Annotated in this window: 14 protein-coding genes; 3 read left to right on the top strand and 11 right to left on the bottom strand. The window is 54.9% G+C overall.

All coding sequences use genetic code 11. The features are described from left to right. Both JK223_RS08450 and JK223_RS08445 read left to right on the top strand, forming a co-directional pair. Positions 1–1,029 (top strand): aldo/keto reductase, encoded by a 1,029-nt coding sequence (locus JK223_RS08450; RefSeq protein WP_212713746.1) that lies wholly within the window; start codon positions 1–3, stop codon positions 1,027–1,029. Then, positions 1,029–2,765: a solute:sodium symporter family transporter gene (locus tag JK223_RS08445; protein WP_212713745.1), complete on the top strand. Its 1,737-nt coding sequence runs from the start codon at positions 1,029–1,031 to the stop codon at positions 2,763–2,765. The genes JK223_RS08450 and JK223_RS08445 overlap by 1 nt, the downstream gene beginning before the upstream one ends. Positions 2,766–2,928: 163 nt before the next feature. Here JK223_RS08445 and JK223_RS08440 read toward each other — a convergent pair whose 3' ends face one another. The 7 genes from JK223_RS08440 to nac all read right to left on the bottom strand — a co-directional run bounded on the left by JK223_RS08440 (position 2,929) and on the right by nac (position 8,471). Beyond that, positions 2,929–3,726, bottom strand: coding sequence for an SDR family oxidoreductase (locus JK223_RS08440; RefSeq protein ID WP_212713744.1), 798 nt, complete (start codon positions 3,724–3,726; stop codon positions 2,929–2,931). A gap of 180 nt (positions 3,727–3,906) precedes the next feature. After that, positions 3,907–4,644: an amino acid ABC transporter ATP-binding protein gene (locus JK223_RS08435; RefSeq protein WP_305803612.1), complete on the bottom strand. Its 738-nt coding sequence runs from the start codon at positions 4,642–4,644 to the stop codon at positions 3,907–3,909. 9 nt (positions 4,645–4,653) lie between these two features. After that, positions 4,654–5,403: an amino acid ABC transporter permease gene (locus JK223_RS08430; protein ID WP_212713743.1), complete on the bottom strand. Its 750-nt coding sequence runs from the start codon at positions 5,401–5,403 to the stop codon at positions 4,654–4,656. Positions 5,404–5,408: 5 nt separating this feature from the next. After that, a complete protein-coding gene (locus JK223_RS08425) occupies positions 5,409–6,104 on the bottom strand; it encodes an amino acid ABC transporter permease (protein WP_212713742.1) in 696 nt (231 codons plus the stop codon). Positions 6,105–6,117: 13 nt separating this feature from the next. After that, the gene (locus JK223_RS08420; RefSeq protein ID WP_212713741.1) at positions 6,118–6,879 is read right to left on the bottom strand and encodes an SDR family oxidoreductase; all 762 of its coding nucleotides are present in this window, start codon (positions 6,877–6,879) and stop codon (positions 6,118–6,120) included. 130 nt (positions 6,880–7,009) lie between these two features. After that, on the bottom strand, positions 7,010–7,438 hold the full coding sequence (locus tag JK223_RS08415; protein WP_212713740.1) for a hypothetical protein: 429 nt from the start codon (positions 7,436–7,438) through the stop codon (positions 7,010–7,012). A 109-nt stretch (positions 7,439–7,547) separates the two neighbouring features. Beyond that, a complete protein-coding gene (gene nac, locus JK223_RS08410) occupies positions 7,548–8,471 on the bottom strand; it encodes a nitrogen assimilation transcriptional regulator NAC (protein ID WP_212713739.1) in 924 nt (307 codons plus the stop codon). 448 nt (positions 8,472–8,919) lie between these two features. Here nac and JK223_RS08405 point away from each other — a divergent pair, with 448 nt between their 5' ends. Then, the gene (locus JK223_RS08405) at positions 8,920–10,125 is read left to right on the top strand and encodes a pyridoxal phosphate-dependent aminotransferase (protein WP_212713738.1); all 1,206 of its coding nucleotides are present in this window, start codon (positions 8,920–8,922) and stop codon (positions 10,123–10,125) included. An 87-nt stretch (positions 10,126–10,212) separates the two neighbouring features. On the opposite strand, the gene JK223_RS08400 is transcribed toward JK223_RS08405, so the two are convergent. From JK223_RS08400 to JK223_RS08385, 4 genes are read right to left on the bottom strand one after another with little or no spacing between them, the layout of a single operon-like run. Further along, a complete protein-coding gene (locus tag JK223_RS08400; RefSeq protein WP_212713737.1) occupies positions 10,213–10,980 on the bottom strand; it encodes a LamB/YcsF family protein in 768 nt (255 codons plus the stop codon). A 15-nt stretch (positions 10,981–10,995) separates the two neighbouring features. Further along, positions 10,996–11,979, bottom strand: coding sequence for a biotin-dependent carboxyltransferase family protein (locus JK223_RS08395; protein ID WP_212713736.1), 984 nt, complete (start codon positions 11,977–11,979; stop codon positions 10,996–10,998). Continuing rightward, positions 11,976–12,626 (bottom strand): 5-oxoprolinase subunit PxpB, encoded by a 651-nt coding sequence (pxpB, locus tag JK223_RS08390; protein WP_249213544.1) that lies wholly within the window; start codon positions 12,624–12,626, stop codon positions 11,976–11,978. The genes JK223_RS08395 and pxpB overlap by 4 nt, the downstream gene beginning before the upstream one ends. A 60-nt stretch (positions 12,627–12,686) precedes the next feature. Beyond that, on the bottom strand, positions 12,687–13,526 hold the full coding sequence (locus JK223_RS08385) for a transporter substrate-binding domain-containing protein (RefSeq protein ID WP_212713735.1): 840 nt from the start codon (positions 13,524–13,526) through the stop codon (positions 12,687–12,689). Positions 13,527–13,700 lie beyond the last annotated feature (174 nt).

The raw sequence follows: 13,700 nt of genomic DNA, 5'->3' as shown, positions 1-13,700 counted from the left end.
ATGCATTATCAGCCTGAAAAACAGCGTTATCAGGAAATGCCCTACCGGTATTGTGGTCAGAGTGGCCTGAAACTGCCGCGGATCTCGCTCGGGTTATGGCAGCACTTCGGTGACAACACCACCCGGGAACAACAGCGCGCCCTGCTGCACAGCGCTTTCGATGCCGGTATCACCCATTTTGATTTAGCGAATAATTACGGAACCCCTTATGGCAGCGCTGAACAGAATTTCGGGGAGGTGTTCCGCAAGGATCTCCGCCCGTTCCGCGATGAACTGATCATCTCCAGCAAAGCCGGGTATGACATGTGGCCGGGGCCTTATGGTCAGGGCGGCAGTTCACGCAAATACCTGCTGGCCAGCCTTGACCAGAGCCTGCAGCGACTGGGACTCGACTACCTGGATATTTTCTACTCCCATTGCTACGACCCGCAGACACCGCTGGAAGAGACCGCCTCGGCATTAGCCACCGCGGTCAGCCAGGGGAAAGCCCTGTATGTCGGGATCTCCTCTTACCCCTCTGCACAGACGCGGGAAATCACACGCCTGTTACGTCAGTGGCATGTGCCACTGATTGTTCATCAGCCGGCCTATAACCTGTTCAACCGCTGGATTGAGCAAAACCTGCTGGAAACCTGTGCCGCACAGGGCACCGGGATCATTGCCTTCAGTACCCTCGCTCAGGGATTACTGAGCGGTAAATACACCGCCGCCACTCCGGCGGATAAGCCGCGCGCCAGTATCGATCAGCGTGAACTGAGTGAGCAGAATTACGCCCGGATTGCGGGGCTGGAGGCCATCGCCCGACAGCGTGGACAATCCCTGCCACAAATGGCGCTGGCCTGGGTTCTCCGCTTACCTGAAGTGACTTCCGCGCTGACCGGTGTCAGCTCGGTGGCGCAACTGCAGCACAATCTGCAGGCGCTGGAAAATACCGACTTCACCCCCCATGAACTGCAGGCCATCGACCACTACGCCATCGATGGCAGCAGCCAGTTTGGCAGGATCAACGACCCCCGACCGGAGGCCTGATGTTTACACTGATAACCACCCTGGCAACGCTGTTGCTGATCATCCTGATCTCCTCCTGGCTGACGCGGCGGATCAAAAATACCAGTGCCAGAGAGTATTTTATGGCCAGCGGCAAGCTGAGCTTCGGTTTTATCGCCGGATCCATGATGCTGACAAATGTCTCGGTTGACCAGCTGATTGGCCTGAACGGCGATGCCTACCTGCATAATCTCAGTGCCATCGCATGGGAAGCGACGGCCATTATTGCCATTATCGCGCTGGCGTTATTCTTCCTTCCCCGCTATATGCAAAGCGGCTTTACCACCCTGACCGGATTTATTGAATCCCGCTATGACCGGACCGCCCGCAAAATTGTCAGTATTCTGCTGCTGATGACGTATACCCTGGTGCTATGCCCTTCGTCACTCTATCTGGGGGCGCTGACGCTGGAGAAAATCTTTAATGTTCAGCAACTGCTGGGGATCAGTTATCAGAGCAGCCTGGTCGCTATGATCTGCCTGACCGGGGCCATCGGGACGGCCTATGCCGTGTTCGGCGGGCTGCGGGCAATTGCGGTTTCCGATACCATCAATGGCGTCTTTTTGCTGGCGATCATCTTCCTGGTCCCGGTGCTGGGCTTTATCGCGCTGGGGCACGGCCATTTTCAGGCAGGGGTCGGTGAGCTTCTGCGTCAGAATCCGCAGAAACTGAATATGATCGGTAATACCCACGACAGTGTGCCGTTCAGTACCCTGTTTACCGGGATGATTTTTGCCAACCTGTTTTACTGGTGTACCAACCAGGCCATTATGCAAAAAAGCCTGGCCGCCCGTTCACTGGAAGAGGCACAGAAAGGTATTCTGCTCACCGGCGCGTTTAAGCTGATCCTGCCGTTACTGATGATGCTGCCCGGCATCATTGCCTGGCACTACTTCCGCGGACATCCGCTGGCCTCGTCAGACCTGGCGTATCCGGCCCTGATCGCCGCCCTGCTGCCCTGGTGGCTGAAAGGATTTTTTGTCGCCATTATTCTCGGCGCGGTGATGAGTCACTTTAATGCCATACTGAATGCGTCCGCCACGCTGCTGACTTATGACTTCTATCTGCACCGCCGCCCCGCAGCGACGGACCGGCAACAGATCCGTTTCGGGAAACAAATGACCCTGCTGGTCGCCGTCATCTCGATTGCCTGTGCCCCGTTGTTAATGCATGCCCCGGACGGTATCTACACCCTGTTACGCCGCTTTACCGGGTTCTTTAATATGCCGGTCATTGCGATAGTGCTGTTTGCCTTCCTCGTCGCCCGGCCGCCCGCCATCGCGGCAAAAGTGGTGCTGGTGTTTCATGCCCTGCTGTACGGTATTTTTATTCTGGGACTGAACGTGGATGCCCGCTGGGGGATCAGCTTTATTCATCTGATGGGGATATTATTTGCCTGTGAAATGCTGCTGCTGTTTGCTCTGAACCATTATCTGCCCGCCGGCCATCAGGGCCGTCTGCCGGACCGTGGAAGTGAACTGGTGGGCTGGCGTTATGCGGTGCCGGTGAGTATCGCGCTGATTGCGGCACTGGTCAGTCTGTATCTGACCTTCTCTCCGCTCGGGCTGGTGAGCGGGCACTTACAGCGGGGCTGGTATATTGCGATGGGGGTGATCTGGAGTCTGGCGGTGATACTGACTATACGTTACGTCAGTCGGCCGAAATCTGCTGTAGCCACACACCGCACTCCCTCTTCCGTCCCGCTGGATAACCACTGACGCATCACCCGCTGCGGGAGTGCCGCGACAGGCCTTAAGGAAAGTAATGCCGGTGACAGGGGACTGTCACCGGCATTTTATGTGCGCTCAACGGGTAACCCCCGGCACAACGCCCGCAGACCTGCGGAAGCCATACCGGATCCCGCTCGCTTCTGTCAGGTTTTCAGCCGTTGCCGCGGAATTCCGGATACAGACTCATCCCGCCATCCACAAATAATGTGGTGCCGTGTACATAATCCGCCAGATCACTGGCCAGCCACACCACCGCGTTGGCAATATCTTCGGTGTCACCGATACGCCCGTAAGGGATCAGCTCCAGCAGTTTTTCAGCCGCCTCTCCCTGTGTCGCCTCCTTATTAATTGCCGTGGCGATGGCCCCCGGTGCAACGGCGTTGATACGGATTTTCTCCTCGCCCAGTTCCTGGGCCAGTGAACGCATCAGCAAATCCAGACCGCCTTTTGAGGCTGCGTAGTTGGCATGACCGGCCCAGGGGATCAGCTGATGCACCGAGCTCATATGAATAATTTTGCCTTTTGCACGGCTGAGAGACCCGCGATCCTGGTTGCGGAACTGGCGGACGGCCGCCCGGGCGCACAGGAACTGTCCGGTCAGGTTCACATCCAGCACCTGTTGCCACTCAGCGAGGCTCATATCCGCGATCATGGCATCCCGTTGCAGACCGGAGTTTGCCACCAGAATATCCAGAGCGCCGAAGGCTTCGAGGGTTTTCGCAAACAGATTTTCGACATCCTCTTCTTTTGACACATCTCCCTGCACCGTAATGGCCTGACCGCCCTTTTCACGAATACTGGCGGCAAGTTTTTCGGCCGGCTCTGGCTGGCTGCGGTAATTAATTACCACGCTGGCACCGGCAGCCGCCAGGGCTTCCGCGCATCCGTAGCCAATGCCTGAACTGGCACCGGTAATCAACGCCACCTGGTTTTTCAGAGATAAAATCATCCATTACTCCTGTGTCTGCAGAATAAAATATCCCTCTAAGTGTAGACAGGGATTGGCGGGTTGCTCAAAAAGACCGGGAAAAAACCTGACAGGAAGACGGGGCATACATTGTTCCGACAGACCGCTAAGAATGTGTATTCACTCACTTCTTTACGGGGTTTACGGCCTGTCGGAGAGCGATCAGTGGGAGGCCAGATCGGTGATGAATCGCTTTGCCCGGGCATTGGTCGGGGAGGAGAAAAACTGCTGTGGCGTCGATTTTTCCAGAATCTGCCCCTGATCCATAAACCAGATAGTATCCGCAACTTCACGGGCAAAGTTCATCTCATGGGTGACACACATCATCGTCATCCCTTCCTGCGCCAGCCCGCGCATCACATTCAGGACTTCGCCGACCATTTCCGGGTCCAGTGCCGAGGTAGGCTCATCAAACAACATCACCGGGGGTTTCATCGCCAGTGCCCTGGCAATGGCCACACGCTGCTGCTGTCCGCCGGAAAGTTGTGCAGGATACGCATCTGCCCGGTGCGACATACCGACACGCTCCAGCAGTTCACCGGCCTGCTGACGGGCTTCCGATTTTTTAACCCCCAGCACTTTGATAGGCGACATCATAATATTCTCAAGCACTGAGACGTGCGGGAACAGATTAAAGTTCTGAAAAACAAAGCCGATACGCTGGCGCAGATGGTTCAGACGCATACTGCTGCCATGAATATTGACTCCGTCAAACAGGATTTCACCCTGTTCAATCGGTTCCAGACGATTCACCGTACGGATAAGTGTCGATTTTCCGGAACCGGAAGGACCACACACGACCACAACTTCGCCGCTCTTGATTTCGGCGCTCACGCCGGTAAGCGCCTGGTAATTGCCATACCATTTGTTCACCTGGTTGAAAATAATCATTGGACGCATGATTGTTCCTTATTGTGTTTGAGTCATAACCTGAGGGGGAGTAATCCCTGATGCTTCAGGCTGTACTGGCTGACGTTTATCAGAAATATATTTTTCCAGCCGTTCAGCAATCCAGGTCAGACTGAAATTAATAATGTAATAACCCAGAGCAACAATCGCGAACACCTGTACCGGTTTTGTCAGTAACTGGTTATTGACCTGGTTTGCGGCATACGTCAGTTCAGGCACGTTAATGACATAGCCCAGTGAAGTATCTTTCACAATGGAGACCAGCTGGCTAATCAGACTTGGCAGTGTGTTGAATAACGCCTGTGGCAGAATGACCGACCACAGGGTGCGCAGGTGCCCCATTCCCAGCGCCCGGGCGGCTTCGTTCTGTCCGGACGGTAATGCCTGAATCCCGCCGCGCACAATCTCCGCCACATAGGCACTTTCGTACAGCACCAGCGTACACAGCATGGTGACAAACCCGCCGACATCATGGCCGGTCAGTAGCGGTACACAGAAATAGGTCCAGAACACCACCATCATCAGCGGGATACCGCGTAACAGATACACCCAGCATGCCGCCGCAGTCCGTAACCAGCGCCAGTGAGCGATTCTGGCTAACCCGATAAGGATCCCGACCGGGAAGGCGAACACTACCGCCAGCAGAGAGAGCAGCAGAGTACATAACACCCCGCCCAGCGGACCTTGCGGGTACTGCCCCATCAGTAACAATGTCCCGTTGTCATGCAGAATTTGAAAAAAATCAGACATAATGATTACCTTTGGTATGCGCGCTGAAAGCGACGGGCGAGCATGGCTCCTGCCCCCATTAATAACAGAGAGAAAACAAGATAGCCGGCACTGGCCACCAGATACGACTCAAAGGTGCGGAATGTCTGGTTTTCAATATCCCGGGTGACATACGTCAGTTCTGCTACCCCAATCACCATCGCCAGGCTGGTATTTTTGAACAGTAAGACAGTGTGATTGATCACCGAAGGTAACGCATTACGGATGGCCTGAGGCAGGATCACCAGCCGCATCGCCTGCAGGTAGCCCATACCTATCGCCCTGGCCGCTTCTGTCTGACCGGCAGGAATGGCCCGTAATCCGCTGCGGATATCTTCAGAGAAGTACGCGCCCTGACAGAATCCCAATGCCATTAACGAAAACAGGAATTCGGTATCGTAGTTATTCAGCGTGTCCTGTACCGAATCCGGCAGCAGGGTCGGTATTGCAAAATACCAAATCATCAGCTGTATCAGCGTCGGGACATTTCGATGATAGGAGACGTAAGCCGCGACCAGCCAGTGTGCGATGCGCGACTTACTGAGGCGGATCACCACCAGAATGAAGGCAAGAAACATCGCCAGTATCCAGGCACCCACAGCCAGTTCAAGACTCACCACCATGCCATTCACTATCATCTGACCATGCTGACCGGTCACTACTGCGCTGAAATTGAGTGCCATTGCCGGTTTCTCCCTATTCTGAGCCTGAGGCGCTGTCTGCCGGGCGCATGGTTGAAAGTCCGCCTGGCACCTGCAGTGTCGGGGTAATTTCGATATTACCGATGTTTACGGCGACCGGGGCGGATAACGCAAAGGCAACACAGTCTGCGATATCTTCTGCGCGGGGCAGTTCAAACCCATCAATAAACTGCTTTTTCGCCTGTTCGTGATCGCCGGAGACATTACCGAAAATGTCAGTGGCCACACGGCCCGGACAGATTTCGGTGATCCGTACCCGTTTTCCATAGCAGTCGACGCGTAACTGGCGGGAGAGCGCATGAACACCGGCTTTTGTCGCATGATAAATCGAGTTGCCATTAAAATTATAAATAGCGGCAATCGAGGTGATGTTAATGACGTGCCCGCAGTCCCTTTCCACCATGCCCGGTACCAGTAAACGGCAAAGATGTAATACGGCACGCAGGTTGACATCGACCTGAGTATCCACCGATTCTTCATCGGCATTCAGGATGGAACCCGGGCGGGAGACCCCGGCGTTATTGACCAGAATATCCACCTGCAGGTCACGGCATAATTCTGTCAGGGCCGATAAATCACCGACATCGATGGCATGGGGAATACACCCGGTGCGTTCTGCCAATGCGTTAAGCGGTCCTTCACGACGGGCGACCGCATGAACACGGATCCCCTGCTGACATAAACGCTCAACGATGGCTTCACCCATCCCGGCCGAAGCCCCGGTGACTAACGCAACTTTATAATCTGAAAATGGCATATTCTTTTTTCCTAATCATGGCAGTCAGGCTGCCAGTTCATTTCTTCTGACTGTATTCAGTTTTCAATCGGCGGTGTAAGACGTAAACGCTGTGAGCCAATAAGGGGGGCTTATACCGGCATAAAGGACGTTACACCGCCTGTTCGACCACCACCACCGGCTGACCATATTCAACATATTCGTCTGCCGGGTGAAGACGGGTTACTGTGCCGGTTACGGGACTGTACAGCGGTAAATAGACCCCGCCCATACGGATAACCCCGAGTAAATCACCGGCAGTAATTTGACTGCCGGGGGCGACATAATTTTGTTCATGAGCAGGATGTCTGGGCAGAAACTGTCCCGGACCGGTCGCCGTGATCGTCGCGGTGCGATCAGAGGGCAGATCCTCTTGCGGGGGGGTCATCACAGGGGCTGGCGGGCTACCGGGCTGGGCTTGCTGCGGAGCAAAACGCATACGTACAGAAACCCCTTCGTGACACAGTGCCAGTTCATCTAATCTGGCTTTAGCCATTCGTTGGGCTATGTGTCGTAAATCAGACAATTTTATTCCATTCATGAGGTTACCTGCTACCAGACGCTTTTCAGTGGACAGTCACAGTTACTGTATCCCGCTCACTTCTGAGGCCGGAAAGAGGCTTTTGTTTTGCTGCTATAAGTCCGCCTTATTAACCTGCCAGCATCAGCGGCGTATTGTCGTTTGACCGCGGGGCCATCAGTGCCAGCAGAATATCCTTCACCGCTTCCGCCGGTTGAGACAACGGCAGGTGATCAGACATACAGAATGACAATGAGGTACGGATCTCCGGGTTGATAATTTTTGCCATCCAGGCGCCGGCAGGTTCCAGCATCGCCCTGGCGGCGGATTCCGGCATGATGGTGCATCCCAGTCCGGCCGCTAATGCGCCGTTAAGTGTGGTCTGGGATTCAATCTCACAGCTGACGCGATAAGGGATCCCTTGCCGGATAAAGGCATCATCGATCACTTTTCGCATAATGTTGTAGATTCTGGGCAGGAACAGATTAAACCCTGCTACCTCCGTCAGACTGACACTGGAAACCGGGCTTCCCAGCGCATGCGGACAGACAAAAAACAGATCCTCTTTCATTAATGAAATAAACCGGAGTCCATGAATTTGACGGTTATCGTAGATGACCGCCATGTCCATGCGCCCGTTCATGATCAGCTCACTGAGGGTGGTCCCGAAGTTTTCATTAAAGTACAGAATAATGCCGGGATGCTGGCGCTGGACTTCTTCCATCAGGGGTAAAGCCAGCTGCTGGGCCGCCGTGCCAGGGGCCAGCCCGACAGAGACATGGCCGGTCAGTGCCTTACCGGCACCGTCAATGGCACTCTGCGCATGGTCGCATTGCCGCAAAATCGCTTGTGCATGGGCGTAGAGAATTTTACCTGCATCGGTCGGGATCACTCCCCGCTGGGTGCGGATCACTAATTGTTGTTTAACCTCTCCTTCCAGCGTGGCTAATTGCTGGCTGAGTGCTGGCTGGGCAATATGCAGCACATCCGCGGCCTGTGTCAGGCTGCCGATATCCACTATTTTCACGAAATACTTCAGTCGGCGCAGGTTCATAAGGTCATCCCGGTTAATCAGACAATACAGAGATATAAGCAAAATTGATGCCACATCGGACGGCTGGGGAGCAGAAGAATAAACCCTGTGGGTATAAGCATTTCTTTTAGCAGCCCCCCATCCACGGACCGGCAGGCGAAAACAAAATGCACCATCAGGGTGCACTGCGTTCTCTTACGAAGCATCAGAAGCAATAAAACCCATTGTTTTCATCATGTTGTTTAAATAATCACCCGTAAACTCCCTGACCGGCCATGCCGGCCTGTTCTGCCCGCCGGCGTCCGGTATCAGCTTCAGTTATGACTCCACAACAAACCGTTATTATCGACCACCGGGCCGGCGATCTATGCTGCCGGAGTGCCTGTTTACCTTCTTAATTTAGGTACCGCGTCATTCGCCTGCCCGTCTGTTACGCGGTTTTCATCCTCGTTATCCGGAATTACAATCCATGCCTGAGATTTCTGACCGTCTGAAAAAAGTTTCTGTTTCCGCCTCTGTTGCCATGACACAAAAAGCGCGTGACCTGGCAGCGCAGGGAATTGATGTGGTGGTACTCTCCACCGGCGAACCGGACTTCCCGACGCCGCAACATGCCATCGATGCGGCTTATCAGGCTGCGCTGAACGGAGATACCCGCTATCCGCCGACCGACGGGACGCCGGAACTGCGTCGGGCAATTCGCGATAAATTTAAACGCGATAACCAGCTGGATTACGATGTCAGCCAGATACTGACCGCAGGGGGGGCCAAGCAGATTATTTTTAATGCCATGATGGCCACTATTAATCCGGGTGATGAAGTCGTTATTCCCGGGCCTTCCTGGATCAGCTATGCCGATATCGTCCGTTTTGCCGGCGGTATTCCTGTGCCCGTTAACTGCCAGCAGGCGCACGAGTTTATTCCGCAACCTGAAGATATTGAGGCAGCGATCACCGACAAAACCAAATGGGTGCTGCTGAATTTCCCGGGGAATCCGACCGGCTCGGTGGCAACCAAAGAAGAATTACAGGCTATCGGTAAGGTCTTACTGAAATACCCTGACCTGTGGATCATGACCGATGATATTTATGAACATCTGATTTATGACGGGCGTGAGTTTTTCACCCTGGCGCAGGCTGAACCCCGCCTGTATGACCGGACCCTGACCGTCAACGGTGTATCCAAAGCCTACTCGATGACCGGCTGGCGTCTCGGGTTTTGCGGCGGTCCGAAACCATTGATCACGGCCATGAGTAACGTGAACACCCAGAACAGTGGCGGCGTGTGTACCCTCACTCAGGCGGCGGCTGTCGCGGTGCTTAATGGCCCGCAGGACTTACTGCGTGAACGGGCAGAAATTTACTGCCAGCGCCGTGATTATGTGCTGGAACGACTGAATGCCATCCCGGGGCTGCATTGCCACACACCGGGCGGCGCATTTTATCTGTACATCAATATCAGTGAATTTATTGGTCGTACCTGTGCCAGCGGTAAAAAAATCACCAGTGATGCGGATTTTGTCATGGCACTGATCGAAGAACAGTTCGTCGTGACCGTTCAGGGGGCGGCTTACGGAATGAGCCCGTATTTCCGTATCTCTTATGCGACCAGCACCGAAAGGCTGAAAACCGGCTGTGACCGTATCGAAGCTTTCTGTCAGGGCTTTTTATCCTGATAGTCTGCCGGCCGCCTGAGCGGCCGGTCAGCAAAAAAAAAACACCGTGCCTTTCGGCCACGGTGTTTTTTTTGTCTCTCTCCCGGCTTAACTCAGTACGTCGGCTGCGGTTGCCAGTGTATGACCACAACGTTCAATCTCACTGCGCACCAGTGAAGCCAGCGTTACCGACCCCGGCGTATCGCTGTGGATCAGCAGTGACTGAGCGCGAACCGGGAGTACCGATCCCTCAATCGTCGTCACGGTGCCGTCGTTTAAAAACTGACGGACACGGGCACGGACTTGCGCCTCTTCAGTGATCACCGCCCCTTCCACGCCCCGGGGAACCAGTTGCCCCTGACGGTCATAGGCACGGTCTACCAGAAATAACGGTAATGTCTTCAGGCCGGCTCGCTGCGCTGCCGACTCTATCAGAGAGTCCGGCATACAAAAGATAATCAGCCCGGGTTCGATGCGGGTCAGCATCTGCATCACCCGGTCTGCCAGAGCTTCATCCTGATTAATCCGGTTCCCCATCGCCGCATGAAAACTGAGATGGACGACCGATGTGCCTTCGGCTTTAGCGATCGCCTGTAGTGCGCCCAGCTGGTAAGCCACTTGCTGGCAGATCTCATCGGCGGTGTAGGGCAGCGGACGCCGTCCGAACCCTTGTCGATCAGGATACCCGGGATGCGCGCCAATCCCGACACCCCGCTGACGCGCGAGACGGACCAGACGGGTCATTAATACCGGGTCCCCGGCATGGCCCCCGCAGGCGATGTTGGCGGAAGACACAGAGTTAATCAGTTCCGCATCGTCGCAGAGCTGATAAACCCCGAAACCTTCCCCCATATCTGAGTTTACATCAATCTTCATTTCACTCTGCCTCTATCAGTTGGCTGAATTTCCCCACAGCCTCATCGTCTCTTTCAGTGTATTCAGCCACTGTTCTGTCGCTGCCTGAACACGGCGAGCTTCTGCGGCACTGCTTTCCACCAGCCAGACGGACTGTCCTGGCTGGAGCTGTCCCAGGCGCCATAGGTCTTGTTCGATAACACAGGCCAGCTTCGGGTAGCCTCCGGCCGTATTGGCGTCACTGAGCTGGATAATAGGCTCTCCGGCCGGCGGAACCTGAATGATGCCGGGGATCAATCCGTAAGAACGAAGCTCTGTGGTTTTTGACGGGCGCAGAGGTGCGCCATTCAGACGGTAACCGGTACGGTTACTTTGCATGGAGATTTTCCAGCTCTGCTGCCAGATACGATCGCTGTCGGCGGTGAAGAGTCCGAACTCACCGGACGGGATAACCCGTAACTTCAGTTCTCCCTGTTCGGTTACCGGGAAAAATTCGGCCAATGCCTGTGCCGGCGGGACAATACTCAGGCCGTCTTCCGGCAGATTCAGCGCCAGCGCGTCACCGGTGTTCAGAATATCTCCGCGTTTCAGGGCACGACCTTCATGTCCACCGAACTCTCCGCGCAGCGCCGTACTGCGTGAACCTAACACTTCGGGAACATCGATTCCGCCGGCCACGCACAGATATCCCCGTGCGCCCTGACGCGGAAAACGTAACTCCAGCGTTTCTCCCTGACGTACATGCCGGACGCTCCAGGGCAACAGGGGTTTGCCGTCGAGCAATGCCCGGCAATCCGCCCCGGTGATGGCAATCGCAGTATCACGGAGAAAGCGCACACGGAATGGGAACATCTGGATTTCGATGGCCGCCGCCTGTTGCGGGTTATTCAGCAGAATATTGCCGGCCCGCAGCGCCAGTGAGTCCATGGCGCCGCTCACCGACACGCCAATATCACGCCAGCCGTAACGTCCGGTATCCTGGACTGTATTCAGTGCGGCACTCTGTTCGATTTCAATCACAGTTCAATTTTCTCCGGCACAAAACGAATGATATCTCCGGGTGCGATCAGCGCCGGGGGATCCCGCAGCGGATCGAAGAAATCTGCACAGGCAAAGCCGATGGCATTCCATCCGTTCGGCCCGGTTAACACCGAAACCCCGGTCTGAGGTCCGCCGATCGTGACCGTGCCTTTAAGCATATTCAGGGAAGGGGTTTTCTTCCTGGGCGTGGCCAGTGCCGGATCCAGCCCGTGAAGGTAACCGAACCCCGGCGCACTACCGACGGCACAGACCGTGTATTCCGCCTGGTAATGCCGCCGGATCACTTCCCCGGCAGCCAGACCGGTATGCCGGCACACCTCTTCCAGGTCGATCGCCTGCTCTCCGCCGTAGGTCACCGGTATCTCTATCTGCCGGCCATTGAGTGTGACCGCTTGTGAAGCGAGCCACAGCTCCTGCAGCCAGTGCGTGACCCGTTCGGCATCCCCGGGGATCTCTTTCAGTACCACTAAAAGATTGGTCACCCCGGGGATGATCGTTTCCACGCGATCATCACTTCTCAGCCGGGCAGCGAGTGCCCAGACCCGCCGCTGGCTGTGAAGGTCAAATGTCCCGGGCGCCTCGGCAAGCCAGGCGCGGCAGCCCATGGTGGAAAGAGATAACAGCATTCCGCTTTCTGACGTGCTGCCGGACGGTGTTTTCGGGGCACCTGAAAGTAATTCCATGCGTTATTCCAGCGGCTGAAATTTCAGGGATGACAGAGGCTGTACATGCTCTTCACGTACCATTTTGTATTCGGTATTCGGCCCGATCCACTGGTTCCAGATCTTGTCGATGGTGCCGTTATCATCCATCGCTTTCAGCCCGCTGTTGACGGCGGCCAGCAACTGAGGTTCGCCTTTCTTCATACCGACACCGATAGGTTCCAGCGCCATAGGTTCTTTCACCATTCCCAGACTGATCCCGTCCTTCTGGGCCTGGCTGATCATCTTGATGGCAGTCATGGTGTTGGTCACAAAACCCACCACTTTATTTTGCTCCAGCGCCAGGAAGGCAGAGGCCGCGTCCTGGAAGGTCACCGGTTTACCGCCTTTCATCACAATGGATTGCTCAGAGGTGGTACCTTTATTGGCGCTGATCCTTTTACCTTTGAAGTAGGTTAATGGCTTACCGGCATTGGCCTTTTTCACCACCAGCATCTCTTTGGCGACGTAGTACGGGTCACTGAACTGGATCTGATCGCCACGGGTTTTGGTGTAGGCCAGATTAGCAATCAGTACATCTGCACGTCCGGTGGCAATTTCCGCCACACGGGCTTCTACGGAGGTCGGTACCAGTTGAGCTTTCACCCCCATCTGGCTGGCAAGTGCCTTACATAAATCGATATCCATCCCCGCTAACTGCCGGGTTTTCGGATCCGGTGCAGCAAATGGCGGGACGTCAGAGTAAACAGCGCATTTTAATACGCCGCTGGTTTTGATATTGGCTAATAAGTCCGCTTTCGCGGTACCCACAGCGGTCAGCAAGGGTAAAGCCAGCGCCAGATAAGAGTATTTTTTAAATGCCATGCAGTATTCTCCTGTAGATGTAGTCATTGCCACCTGTTCAGCAGGCAGGAAAAAAGTCAGTCACTTTTACATAGGTTTTCTGCGGTGCAGAATGAACTATATCGACAGAAAAATACCAGGGGTAAGAGGTAAAGCCTGTTGGTCGATAGGGGATTTATATGGCGGGATAACGCC

This window comes from Tatumella sp. JGM118, from assembly GCF_018257515.1.
GTDB classification, from domain to species: Bacteria; Pseudomonadota; Gammaproteobacteria; order Enterobacterales; family Enterobacteriaceae; genus Tatumella; species Tatumella terrea.
This window is presented reverse-complemented; position numbering and strand designations above follow the sequence as displayed.

What these genes read in the sequence shown, in the direction of transcription:
- JK223_RS08450 (WP_212713746.1), top strand. Translation starts at nt 1, where the DNA reads ATGCATTATCAGCCTGAAAAACAGCGTTATCAGGAAATGCCCTACCGG.
- JK223_RS08445 (WP_212713745.1), top strand. Translation starts at nt 1,029, where the DNA reads ATGTTTACACTGATAACCACCCTGGCAACGCTGTTGCTGATCATCCTG.
- JK223_RS08440 (WP_212713744.1), bottom strand. Translation starts at nt 3,726, where the DNA reads ATGATTTTATCTCTGAAAAACCAGGTGGCGTTGATTACCGGTGCCAGT.
- JK223_RS08435 (WP_305803612.1), bottom strand. Translation starts at nt 4,644, where the DNA reads ATGCGTCCAATGATTATTTTCAACCAGGTGAACAAATGGTATGGCAAT.
- JK223_RS08430 (WP_212713743.1), bottom strand. Translation starts at nt 5,403, where the DNA reads ATGTCTGATTTTTTTCAAATTCTGCATGACAACGGGACATTGTTACTG.
- JK223_RS08425 (WP_212713742.1), bottom strand. Translation starts at nt 6,104, where the DNA reads ATGGCACTCAATTTCAGCGCAGTAGTGACCGGTCAGCATGGTCAGATG.
- JK223_RS08420 (WP_212713741.1), bottom strand. Translation starts at nt 6,879, where the DNA reads ATGCCATTTTCAGATTATAAAGTTGCGTTAGTCACCGGGGCTTCGGCC.
- JK223_RS08415 (WP_212713740.1), bottom strand. Translation starts at nt 7,438, where the DNA reads ATGAATGGAATAAAATTGTCTGATTTACGACACATAGCCCAACGAATG.
- nac (WP_212713739.1), bottom strand. Translation starts at nt 8,471, where the DNA reads ATGAACCTGCGCCGACTGAAGTATTTCGTGAAAATAGTGGATATCGGC.
- JK223_RS08405 (WP_212713738.1), top strand. Translation starts at nt 8,920, where the DNA reads ATGCCTGAGATTTCTGACCGTCTGAAAAAAGTTTCTGTTTCCGCCTCT.
- JK223_RS08400 (WP_212713737.1), bottom strand. Translation starts at nt 10,980, where the DNA reads ATGAAGATTGATGTAAACTCAGATATGGGGGAAGGTTTCGGGGTTTAT.
- pxpB (WP_249213544.1), bottom strand. Translation starts at nt 12,626, where the DNA reads ATGCTGTTATCTCTTTCCACCATGGGCTGCCGCGCCTGGCTTGCCGAG.
- JK223_RS08385 (WP_212713735.1), bottom strand. Translation starts at nt 13,526, where the DNA reads ATGGCATTTAAAAAATACTCTTATCTGGCGCTGGCTTTACCCTTGCTG.